Origin of the sequence: Afifella sp. JA880 (genome assembly GCF_025379905.1) — a bacterium.
GTDB lineage: Bacteria > Pseudomonadota > Alphaproteobacteria > Rhizobiales > Afifellaceae > Afifella > Afifella aestuarii.
Genome location: NZ_JAOANH010000001.1, coordinates 422,614 through 446,776 on the forward strand (window position 1 = coordinate 422,614; position 24,163 = coordinate 446,776).

General features: G+C 61.2%; 17 protein-coding genes, 3 tRNA genes and 1 pseudogene. 4 read left to right on the top strand and 17 right to left on the bottom strand.

The window, feature by feature from the left end:
* Positions 1 to 231: 231 nt before the first annotated feature.
* From NYQ83_RS02045 to NYQ83_RS02085, 9 genes are all read right to left on the bottom strand, one after another.
* Positions 232 to 308: transfer RNA gene (locus tag NYQ83_RS02045), tRNA-Asp, on the bottom strand.
* A 150-nt stretch (positions 309 to 458) separates the two neighbouring features.
* Positions 459 to 534, bottom strand: a tRNA-Val gene (locus NYQ83_RS02050).
* A 119-nt stretch (positions 535 to 653) separates the two neighbouring features.
* Complete coding sequence (locus NYQ83_RS02055; protein ID WP_128293931.1) at positions 654 to 929, bottom strand: HU family DNA-binding protein; 276 nt, start codon at positions 927 to 929, stop codon at positions 654 to 656.
* A gap of 168 nt (positions 930 to 1,097) precedes the next feature.
* The gene (gene lon, locus NYQ83_RS02060) at positions 1,098 to 3,527 is read right to left on the bottom strand and encodes an endopeptidase La (protein WP_261211950.1); all 2,430 of its coding nucleotides are present in this window, start codon (positions 3,525 to 3,527) and stop codon (positions 1,098 to 1,100) included.
* A gap of 196 nt (positions 3,528 to 3,723) precedes the next feature.
* A complete protein-coding gene (gene clpX, locus NYQ83_RS02065; RefSeq protein ID WP_092812658.1) occupies positions 3,724 to 5,004 on the bottom strand; it encodes an ATP-dependent Clp protease ATP-binding subunit ClpX in 1,281 nt (426 codons plus the stop codon).
* A gap of 148 nt (positions 5,005 to 5,152) precedes the next feature.
* Positions 5,153 to 5,785 carry an ATP-dependent Clp protease proteolytic subunit gene (locus NYQ83_RS02070; protein WP_092812661.1) on the bottom strand — a complete coding sequence of 211 codons (633 nt, stop codon included), beginning with the start codon at positions 5,783 to 5,785 and terminating at the stop codon, positions 5,153 to 5,155.
* 194 nt (positions 5,786 to 5,979) lie between these two features.
* On the bottom strand, positions 5,980 to 7,359 hold the full coding sequence (gene tig / locus NYQ83_RS02075; RefSeq protein WP_128293929.1) for a trigger factor: 1,380 nt from the start codon (positions 7,357 to 7,359) through the stop codon (positions 5,980 to 5,982).
* Between the two features lie 89 nt (positions 7,360 to 7,448).
* Positions 7,449 to 7,533 (bottom strand) — tRNA-Leu (locus tag NYQ83_RS02080).
* Positions 7,534 to 7,770: 237 nt separating this feature from the next.
* Entirely contained in the window at positions 7,771 to 9,288 is a 1,518-nt protein-coding gene (locus NYQ83_RS02085) for an NAD(P)H-hydrate dehydratase (protein WP_261211956.1), read from the bottom strand.
* 190 nt (positions 9,289 to 9,478) lie between these two features.
* On the opposite strand from NYQ83_RS02085, the gene NYQ83_RS02090 reads away from it, so the two are divergent.
* The 3 genes and pseudogenes from NYQ83_RS02090 to parE all read left to right on the top strand — a co-directional run.
* Complete coding sequence (locus NYQ83_RS02090; RefSeq protein WP_092812670.1) at positions 9,479 to 9,817, top strand: P-II family nitrogen regulator; 339 nt, start codon at positions 9,479 to 9,481, stop codon at positions 9,815 to 9,817.
* A gap of 69 nt (positions 9,818 to 9,886) precedes the next feature.
* Complete coding sequence (gene glnA, locus NYQ83_RS02095; RefSeq protein WP_128293927.1) at positions 9,887 to 11,296, top strand: type I glutamate--ammonia ligase; 1,410 nt, start codon at positions 9,887 to 9,889, stop codon at positions 11,294 to 11,296.
* A 585-nt stretch (positions 11,297 to 11,881) separates the two neighbouring features.
* Positions 11,882 to 13,854: pseudogene (gene parE / locus NYQ83_RS02100) on the top strand (DNA topoisomerase IV subunit B); the annotation flags it as partial.
* Between the two features lie 237 nt (positions 13,855 to 14,091).
* Here parE and NYQ83_RS02105 read toward each other — a convergent pair.
* Positions 14,092 to 14,820, bottom strand: coding sequence for an outer membrane protein (locus tag NYQ83_RS02105; protein WP_164879697.1), 729 nt, complete (start codon positions 14,818 to 14,820; stop codon positions 14,092 to 14,094).
* A 552-nt stretch (positions 14,821 to 15,372) separates the two neighbouring features.
* On the opposite strand from NYQ83_RS02105, the gene NYQ83_RS02110 reads away from it, so the two are divergent.
* On the top strand, positions 15,373 to 16,890 hold the full coding sequence (locus NYQ83_RS02110) for a DEAD/DEAH box helicase (protein ID WP_261211960.1): 1,518 nt from the start codon (positions 15,373 to 15,375) through the stop codon (positions 16,888 to 16,890).
* 121 nt (positions 16,891 to 17,011) lie between these two features.
* Here the strand turns inward: NYQ83_RS02110 and sufA are convergent, their stop codons facing one another.
* The 7 genes from sufA to NYQ83_RS02145 all read right to left on the bottom strand — a co-directional run bounded on the left by sufA (position 17,012) and on the right by NYQ83_RS02145 (position 24,079).
* Positions 17,012 to 17,398 (bottom strand): Fe-S cluster assembly scaffold SufA, encoded by a 387-nt coding sequence (gene sufA / locus NYQ83_RS02115; protein WP_261211962.1) that lies wholly within the window; start codon positions 17,396 to 17,398, stop codon positions 17,012 to 17,014.
* 106 nt (positions 17,399 to 17,504) lie between these two features.
* Entirely contained in the window at positions 17,505 to 17,825 is a 321-nt protein-coding gene (locus NYQ83_RS02120; RefSeq protein ID WP_244514555.1) for an SUF system Fe-S cluster assembly protein, read from the bottom strand.
* 110 nt (positions 17,826 to 17,935) lie between these two features.
* Entirely contained in the window at positions 17,936 to 19,171 is a 1,236-nt protein-coding gene (locus NYQ83_RS02125; protein WP_261211963.1) for an aminotransferase class V-fold PLP-dependent enzyme, read from the bottom strand.
* 67 nt (positions 19,172 to 19,238) lie between these two features.
* The gene (sufD, locus tag NYQ83_RS02130) at positions 19,239 to 20,561 is read right to left on the bottom strand and encodes a Fe-S cluster assembly protein SufD (protein ID WP_261211965.1); all 1,323 of its coding nucleotides are present in this window, start codon (positions 20,559 to 20,561) and stop codon (positions 19,239 to 19,241) included.
* Complete coding sequence (gene sufC / locus NYQ83_RS02135; protein ID WP_128293919.1) at positions 20,561 to 21,313, bottom strand: Fe-S cluster assembly ATPase SufC; 753 nt, start codon at positions 21,311 to 21,313, stop codon at positions 20,561 to 20,563. Before sufC ends, sufD begins: the two co-directional genes overlap by 1 nt.
* Positions 21,314 to 21,396: 83 nt before the next feature.
* The gene (gene sufB / locus NYQ83_RS02140) at positions 21,397 to 22,926 is read right to left on the bottom strand and encodes a Fe-S cluster assembly protein SufB (RefSeq protein ID WP_128293918.1); all 1,530 of its coding nucleotides are present in this window, start codon (positions 22,924 to 22,926) and stop codon (positions 21,397 to 21,399) included.
* Positions 22,927 to 22,945: 19 nt separating this feature from the next.
* Entirely contained in the window at positions 22,946 to 24,079 is a 1,134-nt protein-coding gene (locus tag NYQ83_RS02145; protein ID WP_261211969.1) for a cysteine desulfurase family protein, read from the bottom strand.
* Positions 24,080 to 24,163 lie beyond the last annotated feature (84 nt).

Below are 24,163 nucleotides of genomic sequence, written 5' to 3' on the forward strand. Positions count from 1 at the left end.
TTTCTTGATTCGATTCTCAGCGCCAGCCGCGGAAGCGAGTCGGCGACGTGCCGTGCGCGCTGGCCTCCTGGCAAATGCGAATCGACGACGTCAGAGATGGCGCCTGGACATCAATCCGAACGCTACGGGCCGATCAGTCGAAAAGATGAGGTTTGTGAAATTCCGCCTTTGGGGGAGAGAGATGTCCTCTCTCCGGCAGGCTCTCAGACGTTGGTTGGATCTGAGAAAAAATGGCGGGAGTGACGGGGCTCGAACCCGCGACCTCCGGCGTGACAGGCCGGCACTCTAACCAACTGAGCTACACCCCCGCGGGCGGCTTCGGGCCAGTGGTTTGGCCCTCAGCGAGACGGCGAGATAGGTGACTGCGCCGTCTGTGTCAAGCGTGCACCGAACGATTGGTGCAGCTTTCTGAAACCGGCGCCAGCAAGCCGTTGGCTGCAAGCTGGCTCCGGGAATTCTGGTGGGCGGTGACAGGCTCGAACTGCCGACCCTCTCGGTGTAAACGAGATGCTCTACCAACTGAGCTAACCGCCCGCCGCCCCCCTGTATAAAGGGCGGTCGCTCATGACAAGTCTGTTGGAAGAGAATGGATTCCGCGAAGACGGAATCGAAAAGGCCGAAGAGGTCGGCCTTTCAACAAAACAGCGGGACCGTCAGCTATTGACGGCGTCCTTCAAACCCTTGCCCGGCTTGAACTTGGCCTGCTTGGAAGCCTTGATTTCGATCTTTTCGCCGGTCTGCGGATTGCGGCCCGTGCTGGCGGCGCGTTCCGAGATGGCGAAATTGCCGAAACCAAGCACACGCACCTCTTCGCCCTTCTTAAGGGCATCCGTGATGCAGCCGAAAACGGCTTCCACAGCGTCCGTCGCCTGAGTCTTGGACAGATCCGTCTTCTCTGCCACCGCAGCGGCCAATTCACCCTTGTTCATTCTCATTCTCCCTTTGTCGAGATGGCGATTCTCTGCGTCACATTAACGCCTGGGGCAAGCGCCAGAGCCCGGAAAATCTGCAAAATCTTCAAGAAAACTGGGCATTTCCGCAACTTTGAACGACAAAACGGCCCGGAAGGTTCCGGGCCGTCTGAAGCTTAAGCGCACTCAGTGCGCAATCATCGTTGCGGCGCTGTCATCCTCGGCAACGTCAGAGCGTTTTGGCTCGTTCTCCACTTCGCTCCACACGATCGGCTCCGGTTGGCGGACCAATGCATGCCGCAGAACCTCATCCATTCGGGCAACGGGTATGATCTCAAGGCCGCTCTTCACATTGTCCGGAATCTCCGCCAAATCCTTGGCATTATCTTCCGGGATGAGCACGGTCTTGATGCCGCCGCGGAGGGCCGCCAAAAGCTTCTCCTTAAGGCCACCAATCGGCAGAACGCGGCCGCGCAAGGTGATCTCACCGGTCATGGCGACATCGCGACGGACTGGAATGCCCGTCATCACCGAAACGATCGCCGTCACCATCGTGATACCGGCCGAGGGTCCATCCTTCGGCGTCGCGCCCTCGGGCACGTGCACGTGGATATCGCGCCGATCGAACAATGGCGGCTCGATGCCGAAATCGACGGCCCGCGAGCGCACATAGGACGCTGCTGCGGAAATCGATTCCTTCATCACGTCGCGAAGGTTGCCGGTGACGGTCATCTTGCCCTTACCGGGCATCATCACCCCCTCGATCGTCAGCAGATCGCCACCGACTTCGGTCCAGGCAAGACCAGTGACGACACCAGTCATGTCCTCCCTTTCGGCTTCACCGAATCGGTACCGGGCCACACCCAGATAATCGGCGAGATTGTCTGAGGTGATCGCGACCTTCTTTTCGTCGCTCGTCAGGAGCTTCTTCACCGCCTTGCGGGCGAGGGTGGCGAGCTCGCGCTCGAGATTTCTGACGCCAGCTTCCCGCGTATAGCGGCGAATCACCGTCCGCAGCGCCTCGTCGTCGATCGAGAACTCGCCCTTCCTGAGGCCGTGATCCTTTTCCGACTTCGGCAAGAGATGGCGCCGCGCGATCTCGACCTTCTCATCCTCGGTGTAACCGGCGATGCGAATGATCTCCATCCGGTCCATCAAGGCGGGTGGGATGTTGAGCGTATTCGCGGTCGTCACGAACATCACATCCGACAGGTCGTACTCGACCTCCAGATAGTGGTCCATGAAGGTTGCGTTCTGCTCCGGATCGAGCACCTCGAGAAGCGCCGACGACGGATCGCCGCGGAAATCCATGCCCATTTTGTCGATCTCGTCGAGCAGGAAGAGCGGGTTGGACTTCTTCGCCTTGCGCATCGACTGGATCACCTTGCCGGGCATCGAGCCGATATAGGTGCGCCTGTGGCCGCGGATTTCGGCTTCGTCACGAACGCCGCCCAGCGACATGCGCACGAAGTTGCGGCCGGTGGCCTTTGCGATCGACTTGCCGAGCGAGGTCTTGCCGACGCCGGGAGGTCCCACGAGGCACAGAATCGGCCCCTTCAGCTTGTTGGCGCGGCTCTGCACGGCGAGGTACTCGACGATCCGCTCCTTGACCTTCTCAAGACCGTAATGATCGGTCTCGAGCACGGATTCGGCATGACCGAGATCGTTCTTCACCCTGGTGCGCTTGCCCCACGGGATGCTGAGCAGCCAATCCAGATAATTGCGCACGACGGTCGCCTCGGCGGACATCGGGCTCATCTGGCGCAGCTTCTTCATCTCCGCCTCGGCCTTTTCCCGGGCCTCCTTGGAGAGCTTCGTCTTGCCGATGCGGTCTTCCAGCTCGCGCAGCTCGTCGCGTCCGTCTTCCGAATCGCCGAGCTCCTTCTGGATCGCCTTCATCTGCTCGTTGAGGTAGTACTCGCGCTGCGTCTTCTCCATCTGGCGCTTGACGCGCGAGCGGATGCGCTTCTCCACCTGCAGAACGGAGATCTCGCTCTCCATCAGGCCGAGCACCTTTTCCAGGCGGTCGGTCGCAGAGGTGAGAGCCAGGATTTCCTGCTTCTCGGGAATGCGAATGGCGAGATGCGACGCCACCGTATCGGCGAGCTTGGCATAATCCTCGATGTTGGCGACGGCGGTCAGAACTTCCGGGCTCACCTTCTTGTTGAGCTTCACGTAGTTCTCGAACTCCGCGACCACGGAACGCGACAGCGCCTCGACTTCCACCTCGTCGCCCAGCGTCTCCGGAATCTCTTCGGCCTCGGCCTCGAAAATGTCCTTGCGATCACTGAAGCGCTTGATGGACGCACGGCTGCGCCCCTCGACCAGCACCTTCACGGTGCCATCGGGCAATTTCAAAAGCTGCAGAACCGAGGCGAGCGTGCCGACCTCGTAAATACGTTCCGGAGACGGATCCTCGTCGCTGGCGTCTTTCTGGGTGGCCAGCAGGATCATCTTATCTGCCCGCATCACCTCTTCCAGGGCATTGATCGACTTCTCCCGCCCGACGAAGAGCGGCACGATCATGTGCGGGAAGACAACGATGTCGCGAAGAGGAAGGACGGGATAAACCCCGTTCCCTTCAGCAGATCCGAGGAAACCAGTGGGTTCTGTCATAAGGATTCCTTCGCGTTCGCCGGTCGATCCGACGAAATCTCAGTGTAAAGAGTACTCGCTTACGGGATCACTTTTGGGCGCAGACAAAATGACAAGCCACACACCTGGCGCGACCGTTCGAAGCGAGCTTGTTGCGTTACCCGGTTAGGTGGATAGGAGAGGCCCGGTTGTCAACCTGAGGCCCCTCACCGCTTTCCTAGGCCGAGCGACCAGCGTTCTGCGTCTCGGAATGACGTTCCGAGTAAATGTAGAGCGGGCGTGCGCTGCCGTTGACCACGTCGCCGGAGATGACGACCTCCTCCACCCCGTCGAGGCCCGGAAGATCGAACATCGTCTCCAGCAGGATCGCTTCCATGATGGAACGCAGGCCACGGGCGCCTGTCTTGCGCTCGATCGCCTTGCGGGCGATCGCCGCAAGCGCATCCTCATGGAACGTCAGCTCGACATTCTCCATCTCGAAGAGCCGCTGATACTGCTTCACCAGCGCGTTCTTCGGCTCCGTCAGGATGGAGACGAGAGCCGGCTCGTCGAGATCCTCAAGCGTCGCCACGACCGGCATACGTCCGACGAATTCCGGAATAAGACCGAATTTCAGAAGGTCCTCCGGCTCAACCTGGCTCAGAAGCTCGCCAATCTTGCGATCGTCCGGCGAAGCGACGGTGGCGGAGAAGCCGATCGAGGTCTTGCGGCCACGGTCGGAAATGATGCGATCGAGACCGGCGAACGCGCCGCCACACACGAACAGGATGTTCGTCGTGTCGACCTGGAGGAATTCCTGCTGCGGGTGCTTGCGTCCGCCCTGCGGCGGCACGGAAGCGACCGTCCCTTCCATGATTTTCAGCAAGGCCTGCTGGACGCCCTCGCCCGACACGTCGCGGGTGATCGAAGGGTTGTCGGACTTGCGGGAAATCTTGTCGACCTCGTCGATATAGACGATGCCGCGCTGAGCACGTTCCACATTATAATCGGCGGCCTGAAGCAGCTTCAGGATGATGTTCTCGACATCCTCACCGACGTAACCGGCTTCGGTCAGCGTCGTCGCGTCCGCCATGGTGAAGGGCACATCGAGAATGCGGGCCAAGGTCTGCGCAAGCAGCGTCTTGCCGCAACCCGTCGGGCCGATCAGCAGAATGTTGGACTTCGCCAACTCCACATCATTGTTCCGCGCCGCATGGTTGAGGCGCTTGTAATGGTTGTGGACAGCGACAGAGAGCACCTTCTTGGCACCCGTCTGGCCGATCACGTAGTCGTTGAGGACGTTGTAAATCTCTTGCGGCGAAGGCACGCCGTCGCCGGACTTCACCAGCGAGGATTTGTTCTCCTCCCGGATGATGTCCATGCAAAGCTCGACACACTCGTCGCAGATAAACACGGTCGGTCCCGCGATGAGCTTCCGCACCTCGTGTTGGCTCTTGCCACAGAAGGAGCAGTAGAGCGTGTTCTTACTGTCCCCGCTGTTACCGCTGATTTTGCTCATCGGTCACCTCTCCGGTGGGCCAGCCCGCCATTCCGGCGCCTGGCACGAGGCGCTGCCGCTAAGCAGCACGCCCCTTTCATCGAACATCTTTGGCTGTACGGTTTCAAGATAAACTTAACAGCTTCTAGCCTGCGTGACGCTTGCAACGTCAACCCTGCCCCTCGGTCTCCGTCATCGCCCGGCTTGTGATCACGCGATCGATCAATCCGAACTCCTGCGCCTGCTCAGCCGTCATGAAATAGTCACGATCGAGCGTCCGCTCAACCGTCTCATAGTTCTGACCTGTGTGCTTGACGTAGATTTCGTTCAGCCGGCGCTTCATTTTGATAATATCCTCGGCGTGGCGCTCGATATCCGAGGCCTGCCCCTGGAAGCCGCCCGAGGGCTGGTGCACCATGATGCGGGCATTGGGAACGGCAAAGCGCATATCCTTTTCACCGGCGCAAAGAAGCAGCGAGCCCATCGAGGCAGCCTGCCCGATGCACAAGGTCGACACAGCCGGCTTGATAAACTGCATCGTGTCGTACATCGCAAAGCCGGAGGTCACGACACCGCCGGGCGAATTGATGTAGAGGCTGATCTCCTTTTTAGGGTTCTCCGCCTCGAGGAAAAGGAGCTGGGCACAGACGAGGGTCGCCATGTGATCCTCGATCATGCCCGTAACAAAAATGATGCGCTCCTTCAGAAGGCGCGAAAAGATATCGTAGGCGCGCTCACCCCGGTTGGTCTGCTCCACGACCATGGGGACGAGGTTCATGTAGGTTTCAACGGGATCTTTCATGGGAGGCCTTTGCTCTGCCCGCAGAGGCGCGGGCACGGGGGTACGATTCGTCCTAATTTAGGGGGTTCTTAGCAATCTGCCAAAGCCCCGTAAAACATGACGCCCGCCTTGGCGGAAAAAAGGCCGCGCGATGCGCGGCCTGCGTGGTGCGGTGACGCAGCGTCGACTGCGCCACACGCCAGTTTGGTCACCTATCAGTGATCGTGGTCGTGATGATGGTGATGCTCGTGGTCATCCTCGTCGTCATCGGCAAGCAGCTCCTCACGTGACACCGTCTTGTCGGTGACGTCGGCGAGCTCGAGCATGTAGTCGACGACCTTCTCCTCAAAAATCGGAGCGCGAAGCGCCTGCACCGCTTCCGGATTGTTGCGGTAGTGCTCGATCACCTGCTGTTCCTGACCCGGGAAGCGGCGAACCTGCTCGTAGAGAGCGCGCTGCAGCTCTTCCTCGCCGACCTCGACCTTCGCTTCTTCGCCGATCTTCGACAGGACGAGACCGAGACGCACGCGGCGCTCGGCAATGGTGCGGTACTCCGCCCGCGCCTCTTCTTCCGTCGTGCCTTCATCTTCGAAGGAACGGCCGTGATGCTCCACATCGTGCATCACCTGCCGCCAGATGTTCTCGAACTCCTGCTCGACCAGCTTTTCCGGAAGCGGGAATTCGTGCTTCTCGTCGAGCGCGTCGAGGAGCTGACGCTTCACACGCTGGCGGGTAGCAGAACCGTATTCGCTTTCGAGCTGGGCGCGGACGGCTTCCTTCAGCTTGTCGAGCGATTCGACACCGAGCTTCTGCGCGAACTCGTCGTCGAGCTTCAGCTCCTGCGGAGCGGCCACTTCCTTGACCGTGACATCGAACGTCGCCGGCTTTCCGGCAAGCTTCTCAGAGGGATAATCCTCCGGGAAGGTCACCTCGATCGTCTTCTCCTCGCCTTCCTTCACGCCCTTCAGCTTCTCTTCGAAGCCCGGGATGAACTGGCCGGAGCCGATGACGATCTGGGTGTTGTCGTCGCTGCCGCCGTCGAAGACTTCGCCATCGATCTTGCCGACGAAGCCGATCGTGATGCGGTCGCCGTCCTTGGCCTTGCGCTTCACCGCCTCGTAGGTGCGGCTTCCTTCGCCGATGGCGTTCAGGCGCTCATCGACCTCTTCATCCGGCACTTCGGCGATCGGGCGCTCGATCTTGATGCCTTTGATCTCGGCGATCTCGAATTCGGGCAGAACCTCGTAATTCACCGTGAAGGTCAGATCGGCATTGGCCGCCAAGATCTCGTTGGCTTCCGCCTCGTCGTCGGTCATGGCGATTTCCGGCTGCATGGCAGCCTTCTCTCCGCGTTCGTTGATGGCCGTACGTGTCGTCTCGGCAACGATGTTCTCGACGATTTCCGCCATCGCGGCCTTGCCATAGAGCCGGCGCAGATGCTCGGTCGGGACTTTGCCAGGGCGGAAGCCCTTGAGGCGGACCTGTCCCCGCAGCTGATCCAGGCGCGCAGCCAGCCGATCGTTCAATTCGCCGGCCGGAACGGTAACCTTCAATTCGCGCTTGAGGCCGTCGGAGAGGGTCTCGTTGATATCCATTGTCGCTTCCTGATGCTCAGGCGAAACTCGCCGCTTGATTGCCTGAAGTTGAGATGTAAGCGGTTCGCGCCGTCAAGCGTCGGGTGACGTGGTGCGGGCGGAGGGACTCGAACCCCCAAGCTGTTAGGCACTTGGACCTAAACCAAGCGTGTCTACCAGTTCCACCACGCCCGCCACCTTCAAGAGCTGGCGCGCCCTGCCAAGGTTGGGGCTCTATATCATGTCTTTGTCCGCGCACAAGGTGGCGCGCAACCGCCAAAAGAAAAGCCCTCCGAAGAGGGCTGAGGTCCAATCATTGTGCAGTGAGTCTTGAAGCTTGCCGTGGCAACCGACGACACATCACGTCACCTGCCCACACGTCCTCTCTTAGCGTAAACTGGAGTTTAACGAAATCCCGCGGTTCGCCTGTGGTTAATCAGCGCAGCATTCAGATGCGAGCTGCGACCACACCGCGGGCAGCATCTCCGATAAATCTTCCGAAATCAGGCCCGGCCCAAAACGGTGTGCCGCATCGGCATGCATCCAAACCGCAGCGCATGCGGCTTCGAAAGCCGGCATTCTTTGGGCGGCAAGCCCTGCGATCATGCCAGCGAGAACGTCACCCGTCCCGGCCGTCGCGAGCCATGGAGCATCCTGCGCGGAAATCGCAGCCCGACCGTCAGGGGCGGCTACGACCGTGTCCGCGCCCTTGAGAATGACGATCGCTCCGGCTCGCTCGGCGGCCTTGCGTGTCTTCTCGACCTTGTTGTCCTCCTCCGCGAGATCAGGAAAAAGCCGCGAAAACTCGCCCGCATGCGGCGTCATCAAGACCGGAGCCGAGCGGCCTGCGATCGCATCGAAGAGCCCGCCGGGATGCTCCTTGAAGCTCGTCACGGCATCGGCGTCGAGGACGACGGCCGCCTCGCTCTTCAGGCAGGCGATCACACGTTCGCATGTCGCCTTCCCCACCCCGGCGCCCGGCCCGATCACCACGGCGTTGAGGCGCGTATCCGCAAGAAGCTCGGCCAGACCTCCAGAGCCGTCCGCCTTCTTGATCATGATCGCAGTGAGATGGGCCGCAAGTGTCGAAATGGCATCTTCCTCCGCCGCCATACTGACGAGACCCGCCCCCGCCCGCAGAGCGGCCCGCGCCGCCAGGCGCGCGGCTCCCGTCGCATGGGCCGGCCCTGAGACGACGACGGCATGGCCGCGGGCGTATTTGTGTCCCTCCACACCCGGGAGCGGCAGAACGGTGCGCCACAGGCCTGGATGATTGCGCCACAGGCGGAGCGAAAGACCCGGCAGCACCGCGCCCGGGATGCCGATGTCGGCCACATGGATCTCCCCGCAATGGAGACGCCCGGGCAACAGGAGGTGTCCGGGCTTCTCGCGGAAGAAGGTCACGGTTCTTGCCGCCTTGAAGGCCGCTCCGCGAACGCCTCCGGTACGACCATCGATGCCGCTTGGGAGGTCGACGGCCAGAACCGGTCGTTCGCTCGCATTGACCGCCTCGACGAGAGCGGCCACCTCCCCGTCGAGCGGCCGCCCGAGACCCGCCCCGAAAAGCGCATCGACGATGAGGTCGGCGGACAGATCGATCCCGGCCGACAGCGGCTCGATCTCGCCCGGCCAGCGCGAAGCGGCGCTCGCCGCGTCACCTGACAGTTTTTCGCGGGAACCGAGGAGCGCAAGCCGGACACGATAACCGCGCTCCGCGAGACAACGTGCGGCGACGAAGCCGTCGCCTCCGTTGTTGCCGGGCCCGGCCAGAACGAGGACATGCCCGCGGTGCGGGCACATGGCCTGTGCATGTTCTGCGACCGCCGCGCCGGCGTTCTCCATGAGCAAAGGGCCGGAAATTCCGGCGCCCATCGCAGCTCGGTCGGCGCGCTCCATTTCCTCCGGAGTGAGGAGGAGGAGAGCATCCCGGGCAGAGAAATGATCACGCATTGTGCAGTTGCCTCATTATTATGCCACACCAATGGGGAAAAAGCGGTCATCCGTCGCCGCAAAATTAGCCTTGGCAGCGGCAGGCGCCTCGTCTTCCATGCGCACGCCGCCGAGAGCGGGCTGGCACGCTTCCTGCTGAGGGGCGGTCGGAGCGACGACGACGCTCACGGGCTCTGGAGTTTCCCTTGATATGAAGAAGATCGAAGCGATCATAAAACCGTTCAAACTCGATGAAGTGAAGGAGGCGTTGCAGGAAGTCGGACTGCAGGGCATCACAGTGACCGAGGCTAAGGGCTTTGGTCGTCAAAAGGGCCATACCGAGCTCTATCGCGGTGCAGAATATGTCGTCGATTTCCTGCCCAAGGTGAAGGTTGAAGTGGTTCTGCCGGACGAGCTTGTCGAGCGGGCCGTCGATGCCATCCGAAACGCAGCGCAAACCGGTCGCATCGGCGACGGAAAGATCTTCATCTCCAGCGTCGAAGAAGCCATTCGCATCCGCACGGGCGAAACCGGCGCAGAGGCAATCTAGAGATCGGTCGCGGCCGGCACTTCTCCGATGGCCGCACCCTTTCCCAATTCCATTTAGAAGGTGACACTCATGAGCAATGCTTCCGATGTCTTGAAAACGATCAAAGACAACGATGTGAAATATGTCGACCTGCGCTTCACCGACCCGCGCGGTAAGATGCAGCACGTGACCATGGACGTATCCATCGTCGACGAGGATATGTTCGCCGACGGCATCATGTTCGATGGGTCCTCCATCGCCGGCTGGAAAGCCATCAACGAGTCCGACATGACGCTGATGCCGGATCCCGACACCGCCGTCATCGACCCGTTCTTCGCGCAGCCGACGCTCGCCATCTTCTGCGACATCCTGGAGCCGTCCACGGGCGAGCCCTACAACCGCGACCCGCGCACTACGGCGAAGAAGGCCCTCGCCTATCTGCAGTCGACCGGCGTCGGCGACACCGCCTTTTTCGGTCCGGAAGCGGAATTCTTCATCTTCGACGACGTGCGCTTCTCCTGCACGCCTTACAACACCGGCTTCCTGCTCGATTCCATCGAGCTGCCCACGAACCAGTGGACGGAGTACGAAGGCGGCAATATGGGCCACCGCGTGCGCACCAAGGGCGGTTATTTCCCGGTGCCGCCGATCGATTCGGCCCAGGACCTGCGCTCCGACATGCTGATGTACATGGCCGAGATGGGCGTCGACGTCGAAAAGCACCATCACGAGGTCGGTTCCGCTCAGCATGAGCTCGGCATGAAGTTCGACACGCTCGTGCGCGTCGCCGACAAGCTGCAGATCTACAAATACTGCATCCATCAGACGGCCGCGGCCTACGGCAAGACGGCGACCTTCATGCCGAAGCCGGTCTTTGGCGACAACGGCACCGGCATGCACTGCCACCAGTCGATCTGGAAGGACGGCAACCCGGTCTTCGCCGGCAACCAGTACGCCGACCTTTCGGAAGAATGCCTCTTCTACATCGGCGGCATCCTGAAGCACGCCAAGGCACTCAATGCCTTCACAAACCCGACCACCAACTCCTACAAGCGTCTGGTCCCGGGCTACGAGGCTCCAGTTCTGCTCGCCTATTCGGCGCGCAACCGCTCGGCCTCCTGCCGTATCCCGTACACCAATTCGCCGAAGGCGAAGCGCATGGAGATCCGCTTCCCGGATCCGGCGGCGAACCCGTATCTCGCCTTCTCCGCCATGCTGATGGCCGGCCTCGACGGCATCAAGAACCGGATCCATCCGGGCGACCCGATGGACAAGGACCTCTACGATCTGCCGCCGGAGGAGCTGAAGGATATCCCGACGGTTTGCGGCTCGCTGCGTGAAGCCATCTCTTCGCTGGAAGCCGATCACGACTTCCTGACCGCCGGTGGCGTCTTCGACGAGGATCAGATCGAGGCCTATCTCGACCTCCTGCGCGAGCAGAACATCCGCTACGAGCAGACCCCGCATCCGATCGAGTTCGAGATGTACTACTCGGTCTGACCCCTTCGGGCTCAGAGCCATCATCGAAAGCACTCTGGGGAGGCGGTCACCGCCTCCCCTTTTTATTGCACGCGCGGATTGGGGCCCCGTCTCGACGAGACATCGGATCCAGAGTGACATCCTCGTTTCGGCGCCCTGCGACCTTATCTCAGCCTCCGCCGGAAGATGAAGCGTGGGCCGCCAAATTGGCGCAGGCCGAGTTTCCAGGCAGATGTGTCGCAAACGGCACAGCACCGTTAACGAATCTGCTCTACCTTTAAGCGGTCTAGGTGGATGGCCGGCTAGGTTCATCGCGCGCATCCGAAAAGGCTTCCTTTGCCCTGTCGGTCGTCCACCTCCGGTTCTCCACCGGTTGCAAGCCGAGCTGCGCGCTGCCCTTGAAACTAAGCGCTTGAAGGCGCATCGATAGCGGCATGCTCTGCGGTCGCTTCTCTGCGGCTGCGCATGGAGTAGGGTCACGTCGCCGCCAGGCCGAGACCATGGCAACATCGCCACCCGATTCGCATCAAGGCAGAAGCATGGACCGAGCCGAGGATCTTTTTTCGAGCGCCAGCAAGCCCTCCGGCACAAAAACGCCCACCGAGCGGACCCCGCGCCGCCGCAAGGCACGTGAGGCGAGCGCTCCGGCGTCGGGCTATTCCGCCACCGACATCGAGGTCCTGGAGGGCTTGGAGCCGGTCCGGCGCCGGCCGGGCATGTATATCGGCGGCACCGACGAGAAGGCTTTTCACCATCTGTTTGCCGAGGTGATCGACAATTCGATGGACGAGGCCGTGGGTGGCCACGCCAGTTGGATCGAGGTCGAGCTCGACACCGAAGGATTCCTGACCGTCACCGACAATGGCCGCGGAATCCCCGTCGACAGGCATCCGAAATTCCCCGACAGGTCCGCGCTCGAAGTCATCATGACGACGCTGCATGCCGGCGGAAAGTTCAATTCGAAGGTCTATGAAACCTCCGGCGGATTGCACGGGGTCGGCGTCTCCGTCGTCAATGCCCTGTCGGAAAAACTCGAGGTGGAGGTTGCGCGCAATCGCAAGCTCTACAGACAGATTTTTTCGCGCGGCCAGCCTCTCGGCCCGCTGGAAGAAGCCGGCGACGCCCCGAATCGCCGCGGCACGCGTATCCGTTTCCGCCCGGATCCGGAAATCTTCGGCACCGAGATAACGTTTGATCCCAAGCGTTTGCACGAGATGGCGAGATCGAAGGCCTATCTCTTCGGCGGCGTTGAAATCCGCTGGAACTGCCCTTCGTCCCTTATCGATCCGAAGAGCGAAGTGCCGGAGAAGGCCGTCTTCCATTTTCCGGATGGGCTGCGCGATTATCTCGACGCCACGCTCGCCGGAGAGACCCGAGTCGGAGACATTTTTTCCGGCCGCACGGAACGTCCGGGCGGGCATGGGGCCGTCGAATGGGCCTTGGCCTGGTTTGCCGGCGACGGTTTCCTGAGCTCCTACTGCAACACGGTGCCGACGCCTGAAGGCGGCACGCACGAAGCCGGATTGCGCACCGCGCTCCTGCGCAGCCTTAAGGGCTATGGCGAGCTTATCGGCAACAAGCGCGCGGCGCAGATCACCTCCGACGATATCATGACGTCGATGGGCGGCATGCTCTCGGTGTTCATCCGCGAACCGGAATTCGTCGGCCAGACCAAGGACCGGCTGGCAACTGGCGAAGCGTCCCGCATCGTCGACGCCGCCATTCGCGATGCGTTCGATCATTGGCTCGCCGCATCACCGAACCAATCGGCAAACCTTCTCGACTGGGTGGTGGACCGCGCCGAAGAGCGCCTGCGCCGACGCCGCGAAAAAGAAATCTCCCGCAAGACCGCGACCCGCAAACTGCGCCTTCCGGGCAAGCTTGCCGATTGCTCCGCGAGCGACCGCGACGATACCGAGCTGTTCATCGTGGAGGGTGATTCGGCCGGAGGCTCCGCCAAACAGGCCCGTAACCGGCGCACGCAGGCAATTCTTCCGCTCCGGGGCAAGATCCTCAACGTGGCGAGCGCCGGGCGCGAAAAGCTTTCTCAGAATCAGCAGCTCTCGGACCTGATCCAGGCGCTCGGATGCGGCACCGGCTCGCGCTACCGCGAGCAGGATCTGCGATACGGCAAGATCATCATCATGACCGACGCCGATGTGGACGGCGCGCATATCGCGTCCCTCCTCATCACGTTCTTCTATCGTGAAATGCCGGAGGCAATCCGGCAGGGACGCGTGTTTCTCGCGGTCCCTCCTCTCTTCCGGCTTTCGCAAGGCGGAAAGGTTCTCTACGCCCGCGACGAAGCTCATCGCGACGAACTGATGCGAACCGAATTTTCGAGCCGCGGCAAGGTCGAGGTGAGCCGCTTCAAAGGCCTCGGCGAGATGATGCCGGCGCAGCTCAAAGAGACGACGATGGACCCTGCTCGCCGCACGCTTTTGCGCGTCGGTGTCGTTGAAGACGAAGCTCAGGCGGTTCGCGCCACCGTGACACAGCTCATGGGCAACAAGCCCGAAGCACGCTTCGCCTTCATCCAAGAGCGCGCGGCTTTCGCACCGCCGGATCTCGACATCTAGGCCCGCCCGAGCGCGGCTCTCGCTTCACAAAGCGGTTCGGAGCAAGCGCGATATCCGGCGTGTCGACGCTGCATTCGAGCGCGGTGCGGCGGCCGGGCAATCATCTCGATCGATGCGACGGGGCGAGTCCCAGGCCTGCGCGAGGCGCCCGCAACACCTCTCCTCACGACACACCGTGATGCACAAAAAAAACCGGCGGCCGAAGCCGCCGGTTTCGCACTCGCTCGGAAGCGAGAATTAGTAATTGGCCATCACCGAGCCGCTCGGGCCGCCAAAGCGCCAGTTCACACCAACCATGAAGGTGTCCATGTCGGTGTCGAAATCGACGCTCGAGCCGTCCGCATAACCGATCGACTTGTCGTCGAACCAGTAGTGGCGATACTCACCCGAGACCGAGATGTTGTCGGTGACCGCAACCTCGATGCCGGCACCGAGCGTCCAGCCGAAGTCGCCATCGTCGTCGCTGTCGCCATAGACAACAGTGCCGTCGGTGTAAGAGTTGCTGTGGTCATAATCGACGTAGGCAACACCACCGAGGACATACGGATGGAAGCGGTCCATGCCGACACCGGCGCGGGCCGTCAAGCTGGCGAGCCAGTTGGCGTCCATGCCGTTGACAACGGTGTCACGGTTGCCGTCGCCATCGACGTCAAGCCAGTTGATGTCGCCGCGCACGCCGAGGACGGCCCAGTTCCACTGGTAGTCCCAACCTGCGGCAACACCGGCCGTCCAGCCGTCGCTGTCGAAATCAAAACCGCCGACCGTCGTGCCACCGTAGTTGAAGTCGGTGTCGACGTTCGACCATGCCCAGCCAGTCTGAAGACCGACATAGCCGCCGGACCAGTTGTAGGTCGGGGTGGCAACCGGCGTTGCGACGGGAGCCGGCTCATAGGTCGGCAAATCCGCTGCGAGGGCGGAACCGCCCATCAGGGCAACCGCGGCGCTCGCGAGAAGGATCTTTTTCATGTGGTACTCCATTGCGGGAAAACTGTAAGGCTCCCCTTTGCCAAGAGTTCATTTAGCAAAGCGCGACGGTCCTGTCTGTCGCCGAAACGCAACAGTGGGAGGCTTTCAAACCAGCTGTTTATTGTTAACGAACGTTAATGTACGGCGGCAAACTGTGAACGATAAGTTAATACACCCTTTTCCCGCCACATTGTGGCAGAAACCGACCGGATTTTTGGCGAAGTCTATTTTTAGCATAACGATGGTCCTACAATGTTTATTCGATAGGGTCTTGCGACTTTTGCTATCATCAAGGTCTCGGACGAAGGCGTATTAAGGAAAAAGCCTCCAAGGACCTCTCAAAACAGAGGCAACTTCAACACCTAATTCGGGGCCATTCCATCGCAATTGGCTCTGGGTGCGCTGCCCCAGGAGGGCCTCAACGAAAATCCGCGGAGGACGAAAGCATGCCAGCTCAACCGCTTGCTTGACACATGTCGCATGGCACCTATGGTGCGCCTCGTGTAAACAAGCCCGACGTTGAGAAGTTTTCCGCCGGGCGCGAAATTTCCCATGAGCTTTGATAATCTCGGTTTAAGCGACAAGGTTTTGCAGGCCGTTCACGCGGTAGGCTACACCGAACCGACGCCCATTCAGGCGGCGGCGATCCCGCATGTGCTGGCAGGACGAGACGTCCTCGGCCTCGCCCAGACAGGCACGGGCAAGACGGCGTCCTTCACTCTTCCTATGCTGACGCTGCTGGAGCGCGGTCGTGCACGCGCACGTATGCCGCGGACGCTCATCCTCGAGCCGACGCGCGAGCTCGCGGCACAGGTGGAAGACAATTTCTCCGGCTATGGCGCCAACCACAAACTCACCGTGGCGCTTCTCATCGGCGGCATCTCCTTCGATGAGCAGGACAAGAAGCTGACGCGGGGTGCCGACGTTCTGATCGCGACACCGGGGCGCCTGCTCGATCATTTCGAGCGCGGCCGGCTGCTTCTGACAGGTGTCGAAGTCCTCGTCATTGACGAGGCGGACCGCATGCTCGACATGGGCTTTATTCCTGACATCGAGCGGATCGTCAGCCTGATCACGGCGACGCGCAAACCGCAGACGCTTCTCTTCTCGGCGACGATGCCGAAGGAAATCGCCACGCTCGCGGCGAAGTTCATGACCAATCCGGAGCGGGTGGAGGTTTCCCGACCGTCCAGCACTGCGGAAAACGTCAGCCAACACACCGTCGTCACGGGTCGCAAACCGCACGAGAAGCGTGTCGCTTTGCGGGCTTTGATCGATCGCGAAAAAGATCTCACCAACGCGATCATCTTCTGCAATCGCAAGCGCGATGTTGCGACGCTCGAGCGCTCGCTCAGGCGGCACGGCTATTCGGCTGGGGCGTTGCACGGTGATATGGACCAGCATGCACGGCTTGCGACGCTGGAATCGTTCCGCGAAAATCGCATCAGCCTTCTGGTCGCCTCCGACGTCGCCGCCCGCGGCCTCGATATCCCGGCGGTCAGTCACATCTTCAATTTCGACGTGCCGACGCATGCGGAAGATTATGTGCACCGCATCGGCCGGACGGGTCGGGCTGGGCGCAAGGGCCGCTCCTTCACGCTGATGACAGCTGAAGAGAAAAAGTACGTCTCTGCGATCGAAAAGCTCATTCATCGCGAAATCCCGCCCCTTCCCGACTTTGAAGCCGCCGAACCGGAGGCAGACGACGAAGACGAACGGCCGCGGCGCTCAAGTTCGCGGCGCGGGAAGAGCGGCGGCCGAGAGCGTTCGCGCAGCGCAAAGCCTGCAACGAAGACGGATGCGGACGAGGTTGCTGCAAGCGAGGGTTCTGCACCGACCGAAACCCGGTCCGGCCAAACCAAGTCGGGTCACAGCAAGTCCGAGCACGGGAAATCCGAGCACAGCAAGGCGAGTTCTCGTCCGGATTCGCGGCCACAGCGCAACGACAAGCCGCAGCAGAGCGGGCGGTCGAAAGGCAAGCAGCAGAGGCAGCGCGAAGAGGAGCCCGTCGGCTTCGGCGATCACGTGCCGGCCTTTCTTCTGCAGCCGGTTCGCGTCGGCAACAGCTGAAGGAGCACGTAGACGGGCCCGCAAGGTGGCCGAAATCGATCGATCGCCGCTCCGTCTCATTCCCAAATAAAAAACGCCGGCCCGAGGGCCGGCGTTTTTTATTTGAGATCAGAAATCGTGCTCACACACGGGCCGATTGGAAGTTGCCAGGATCGGCAGCCCGCAATTCCACCGATTCGCCGCAACCGCAGGCCGAGGTCTGATTGGGATTACGAAACACGAAGCCCGTCCGCAGCTTCGTCACCTCAAAGTCCATTTCGGTGCCGAGCAAAAACAAGGTGGCGGAAGGATCGACGAAAACCGCAACCCCCTCTCCAAGATCGACCTTGTCATCGGAGGGGTCGACCTCGCGCGCGAGATCGACGGTATATTCCATACCGGCGCATCCGCCCTTCTTGATGCCGACTCGGATGCCCGAGGCCGGCGATTCCGCGTTTGCCACAATTTCACGGACACGCGCTGTTGCGGCATCCGTGAGGCTCAGAACTTGAAATCCGGGAAAAGCCATAGGTTCAACCTAGTCACTGAGGTTCGTCGTTTCCAGTCCCGCGGTGCGTCTTGCAAAAGCCGGAGCACGAGACTGCGGAGCCCCCCGCGTCAAGCGGCTTTCGGCCCTACCACCAACCGATCGCGACCTTCGCTTCATCCGACATCCGTTCCGGCGTCCAGGGGGGGTCGAAGACCATCGTTGCCGTCGCGCCGGAAACGCCCTGGACGGAGGCAACAGCGTTCTCCACCCAGATCGGCATTTCACCGGCCACCGGACAACCCGGCGCCGTGAGAGTCATGTCGATGTTCACATGGCGCGAATCGTCGATATCGACCTTATAGATCAGGCCAAGCTCATAGATGTCTGCCGGGATCTCGGGATCGTACACGGTTTTGAGAGCCGCCACGATATCCTGGCTCAGGCGCTCAACCTCCTCAGGCGGCATCGCCGAAACCTCGATATCCGGGGAATTCGGCGCCTCGTCCACCTGCGCAGAGGGCACCGCCGCGGCGTCGGTTTCGTCCTTGTGCGTGGTCTCATCCATCGCTCTTATCCTCACGCGAAGAAGGTCTGCGCCTTCATCAGGGCTTCCGCCAATTTATCGACTTCTGCTTTCGTATTATAGAGGCCGAAAGACGCACGGCACGTGGCGGTCGTCCCGTAATGGGTGAGAAGTGGCTGCGCACAATGCGTGCCCGCACGCACCGCCACCCCTTCCCGGTCGATAATCATCGAGACATCGTGTGGGTGCGTGCCTTCGAGATTGAAAGAGATGATGGCGCTCTTATCCGGAGCATGCCCATAGATCGTGAGCGAATTGATCTCCCCCAACCGTTCGTGCGCATACTCCTTGAGCTCGTGCTCATGGGCCGCAATTTTCTCACGCCCAAGCTCCCGCATGTACTTGAGCGAAGAGCCCAGCCCGATCGCCTGAACGATCGGCGGCGTCCCGGCCTCGAATTTATGCGGCGGTTCCGCATAGGTGACGCCGTCCTGCGTCACATCCTTGATCATCTCTCCACCACCGAGGAACGGCGGTATTTTCTCCAGCCATTCCCGTTTCGCCCAGAGGACTCCGATACCGGTCGGTCCATAGGTCTTGTGGCCGGTGAAGACATAGAAATCGCAGCCGAGATCCTGAACGTCGATTGGCAGGTGCACGGCGGCCTGGCTGCCATCGACGAGAACGGGGATGCCGCGCTCATGAGCAAGCCGACAGATCTCCCGGATCGGCACGACCGTCCCCGTGACGTTGGAAAGATGAGTCACGGCAACCATTTTGGTGCGATCGTTGAGAAGCTGCTCAAAGGCTTCCAGATCGAACGAATCATCCTCGCGAATCGGCGCCCAGCGGATCACCGCGCCGGCGCGCTCGCGATGATAGTTCCAAGGCACGATGTTCGAGTGGTGCTCGAGGATGGAAAGGACGATCTCGTCCCCCTCTCCGATCGCCATGCTCCCATAAGACGATGCGACAAGGTTGATCGCCTCCGTCGAGGAGCGCGTGAAAATCACCTCGTCCACCGACCCAGCATTGAGAAAGCCGCGCACGGTCTCTCGGGCATCCTCGTAGGCCTCGGTTGCCGCATTCGAGAGGAAATGAAGGCCGCGATGAACGTTGGAATAGGTCGAGGCATAGGCCCGCGAAACGGCGTCGATCATCGCCTGCGGTTTCTGAGCCGAGGCACCGTTGTCGAGATAGACGAGCGGTTTGCCATAGACCTCCAGCGCAAGCGCCGGAAAATCGGCCCGCACAGCCTCCACGTCGTAGGTGGCGTTCTTTGTCAGCATCAGCCCTGTCCTCTCGCGCCGAAGCGCCTATTCGCAAAATGGCTGCCGCAGGTCGCGGCAGCTTTCGTCAGCGGACCTCGCCTCCGAGCGACAGCCAGCGGCGTGTGCGCGCCTCAAGTGCCGCAACCACGTCGTCGTCTGCGATCTCCTCGATCGCCTCAGCAAGGAATGCATGCACCAGCAGACGTTCTGCCTCATCGGCCGGAACGCCGCGAGAGCGCATGAAGAAAAGCATTTCTTCGTCGATCTGGCCGCAGGTTGCGCCGTGGCCGCACACTACGTCATCGGCGAAGATTTCGAGCTCCGGCTTGTTGGAGAACTCCGCATTCTCCGACAAGAGCAGAGCCTGGCTCATCATCTTGCCTTCGGTCTTCTGCGCGTGCTGCCAGACATTGATGCGGCCCTGGAAAACGCCACGCGCCTCGTCGTCGATCGCCGACTTGAAGAATTCCTGGCTCACGCATTCCGGCACCGCGTGATCGACGATCAAGGTGGTGTCGAGATGCTGGCGGCCCCTCGCAATGGTCGCCCCGCGGATGCCGGAGGTGGCCCCCTCGCCGTCGAAGATCATTCGGATCTCGGAACGAGCGACCGCGCTTCCGGCAGCGAAGAAGAACGGATCGAACACCGCGTCGGCCTCGACACGCGGCAGGATGAGACCAAGATGGAGCGCCTGGTCACCCTCCTCCTGCGCCTTCACCCATTTCACCTTCGCACCTTTGCCGATGCGAATGTCGGAGACGACATTGGTGTGGTAGCCGACGCCATCGGGACCGACATAGCTTTGCAGGATGACAGCTTCCGCTCCGTCTCCCACCGTCACCTGATGGCGGAGCGTCTGCAGCCCCGGCTCGTTTCCGGCAAAGACGGTGCAGATCTCAAGCGGCTTCGTAAGCTTTGCGCCTTCGCGAATACGGATCACGGCGCCGTCGCGCACGAAGGCGCTGTTAAGCGCATAGACCGGCGCTTCACCTGGATCGACCTGCTCGCTCCGCTCCAGGAGAGCGCCACCGTCGTTCAAAAAACGGCCGAGCGACGCAAAATCGAGCGCATCTTCGACGCCGCTCAAATCGGAGAGCGGCGGTACGAAATATCCGTTCACGAAGACGATGCGGGCGCGGTCGATATCGGCGAAAATATCCGCCTGATCGACCAGGTGACGCGCGCGCTCCGGATTGACGGGCTCGGCAGGCACCGGCGCGTCCGTCATCAGCCGCCGCAGGTCAGTATATTTCCAGTCTTCCACGCGGCGGTTCGGCAAGCCCTTCTCGATGAAGGCATCGAAGGCCGTGGTGCGCATGTCGCGTATCGGATCGTCGCCGGAAAGCGCTGCAAAATGGTGAGCCAGCGCCTCCTCGGCTTTTGTGCGCGTGCGTTCGGGCTCGGCCATTACGCGGCCTCCACGTAATCGGCGTAGCCCTTCGCCTCCAGCTCGAGCGCGAGCTCGCGCCCACCGGACGTCACGATGCGGCCTCGCGAGAGAACATGCACGTAATCCGGCACAATGTATTCAAGCAGGCGCTGATAGTGGGTGATGACGACGATCGCGCGATCAGGCGAACGCAGCTTGTTGACGCCATCGGCCACGACACGGAGCGCATCGATATCGAGGCCGGAATCCGTCTCGTCCATCAAGCAGAGCGACGGCTCGAGAAGCGCCATCTGCAGGATTTCGTTGCGCTTCTTTTCACCGCCCGAAAACCCGACATTGAGCGGGCGCTTCAGCATCTCCGGCGTGACGTTGAGCTCGCCCGCCACTTCCTTCACGCGGCGCATGAATTCCGGCGTCGTCAACTCCGGCTCGCCGCGCGCCTTGCGCTGGGCGTTCATCGCCGTCTTCAAGAAAGTCATCGTGCCGACGCCCGGAATTTCGATCGGATACTGGAAGGCCAGAAAGACGCCGGCGGCGGCCCGCTCGTCGGGCTCCATCTCCAAGAGGTCCTCGCCCTTGAAGGTGACGGATCCGCCCGTGACCTCGTAATCCTCCTTGCCCGCCAGGATATAGGACAGGGTCGACTTGCCGGACCCGTTCGGGCCCATAATGGCATGCACCTCTCCCGCTCCGACTTTCAAAGAGAGGCCGCGCAGGATTTCCTTGTCGTCTTCCGCCACCTTGGCGTGCAGGTCGTTGATCTCAAGCATGCGTTTGTTCCTGAATTGATTCAGCTTTCAGGGTCAGCCCCCTGATATGTCTCAAAATTCGGCTTCCGAAGAGCCGCCCGCAATCAGCCGACGCTGCCTTCCAGCGAGATGCCGATCAGGCGCTGCGTCTCGGCCATGAACTCCATCGGCAGCTTCTGGATGACCTCACGGGCGAAGCCGTTGACGATCAGGGCCACCGCTTCTTCCTCGCTCATGCCGCGCTGCTGGCAGTAGAACATCTGGTCGTCGGAGATTTTCGACGTCGTCGCTTCGTGCTCGAAGATCGCCCCGGCGTTCTTGGATTCGATATAGGGCACTGTGTGAGCGCCGCAGTTTTCGCCGATCAGGAGCGAATCGCACTGCGTGAAGTTCCGGGCTCCCGAGGCCTTGCGGTGCGCCGACACCAGGCCACGATAGGTGTTGTTGGAGTTGCCCGCCGAGATGCCCTTGGAGATGATCCGGCTCTTTGTGTTCTTGCCGAGATGGATCATCTTCGTGCCGGAATCGATCTGCTGGTGACCATTGGAAATGGCGATCGAGTAGAATTCGCCTTCCGAATTGTCGCCGCGCAAAATGCAGGACGGGTATTTCCAGGTGATCGCCGAACCGGTCTCGACCTGGGTCCAGGAAATCTTGGAGTTCTTGCCCCGGCAATCGCCGCGCTTCGTCACGAAGTTGTAGACGCCGCCCTTGCCGTCCTTGTCGCCCGGATACCAGTTCTGGACCGTGGAATATTTGATCTCGGCATCGTCGAGGGCAACGAGCTCGACGACAGCCGCGTGGAGCTGGTTTTCGTCCCGCATCGGCGCCGTGCAGCCTTCGAGATACGAGACGTAGGCTCCCTCGTCGGCGATGATCAGCGTGCGTTCGAACTGACCCGTATTGCGCTCGTTGATGCGGAAATAGGTCGACAGTTCCATCGGGCAGCGCACGCCCTTCGGCACGTAGACGAAGGATCCGTCGGAAAAGACTGCCGAGTTCAGGGTCGCAAAGAAATTGTCGGTGATCGGCACGACCGAGCCGAGATACTTCCTGACGAGATCCGGATATTCACGGACCGCTTCTGAAATCGGCATGAAGATGACGCCGGCTTTGGCGAGCTCTTTCTTGAATGTCGTGGCGACAGAGACGGAATCGAAAACCGCATCAACCGCAACCTGCCGGCCGCCGCTGCCACTGGGCGGAGTGCCGGAATCTTCGTCGAGTGAGGAGGGCTCATCCGCCTTGCGGACGCCCGCCAAAATCTCCTGCTCTTTCAGAGGAATGCCGAGCTTCTCGTAGGTCGCCAGGATCTCCGGATCGACCTCATCGAGCGAGTTCGGTCCGCTCATCGATTTCGGAGCGGCGTAGTAATAGAGCTCCTGGTAATCGATCTTGGGATATTTCACCCGCGCCCAGGAAGGCTCCTTCATCGTCAGCCAGCGCCGGTAAGCCTCAAGACGCCATTCGGTCATCCATTCCGGCTCGCCCTTCTTGGCAGAAATGAAACGCACGGTGCTCTCATCGAGCCCCTTCGGCGCCCGGTCAGACTCAATCAGCGTTTCGAAGCCGTACTTATACTTATCGACGTCGATCTGCTTAACTTGCTCAATGGTCTCCTGAACGGCTGGCATTCAGTTCTCCTTTATTGGTTCAAGCCGCCCGGCCGAGGTTCATCCGATGATGGATGGTCTGCCACACGTCAAGAAAACGATCGATATCCCGCTCGTCCGCGTTCCAAGGAAGACTGACCCTGACAGCGCTCGGAGCGGCAAAATTCATGGCGCGCAGCACATGACTGTCGCCGACTTTGCCCGATGAACAGGCAGACCCGGAGGAGACGCTCACGCCCTCCAAATCGAATGCGATCACCAGCGTTTCCGCGGCCATGCCCGGCGTTGCAAACAAGACCGTGTTGGCGACCCGCTCAGCCGCTTCGCCGGCAATCAAAGTGCGCGCCTCAATTTTGCGCAGACCCTGCTCAAGCCGTTGGCGCAGCTCCTGCAGCCTTTCCATGTGCGACACATGGTGGCGCACCTCTTGCACCGCAACGCCGAAACCAGCGATCGCGGCGAGGTTTTCGGTGCCTGCGCGGCGACGCTTTTCTTGGCCTCCGCCCTTCAGCAGATTCTTCGGGAAGGCCTCGTCGCTCTGCACCACGAGCGCTCCGGCACCCTGCGGGCCTCCAAGCTTATGCGAGGAGAGAAACAAAATGTCGGCGCCAAGGCCCTCGAGAGAAAGAGGCATGCGGCCGGCCGCCTGAACGGCATCGCAGACCACCCGCCCGCCGAACTCATGTACGACGGCCGCCGCTTCGGCGACGGGCTGTACCACCCCCGTCTCGTTGTTGACGGCCATCAAGGCAAGCACCGGATGGGCTTCGCCGGCATCTGCTGCGAGCCGTGCACGCAATGCCTCGATATCGAGAACGCCGTCACCGCGCACCGGCACGGAAGCCGTCCTGTCCGGATCGAACTTGCCGCCAGCAAGAACGCAGGGATGCTCGACCGCACTGACATAAAGCCGCTCGTCCGGCGCCATCGGGGTCAGTGCCCAATTGGCGGCTTCGGTCGCGCCGCTGGTGAAGACGACGTTTGCGGCTTTCGCTCCCAAAAGTGCGGCGACGGCTTCGCGCGCGCCTTCGATCAGATCGCGCGCCCATCGCCCTTCACCATGCACCGAGGACGCGTTGCCGGGATGTTCAAGAGCCGCAAGCATTGCCTCGCGCGCCTGCGGGCGAAGCGGCTCGGTGGCATTTGCGTCCAGATAGGTTCTAGCCCGACTCATCATGGCTCCTGGCCGGACGGCTGCTTTATTCTTGCAACCGAACGAACACATAGTGTTTAGATGCGCCCCTGCCACGAGCGGGGA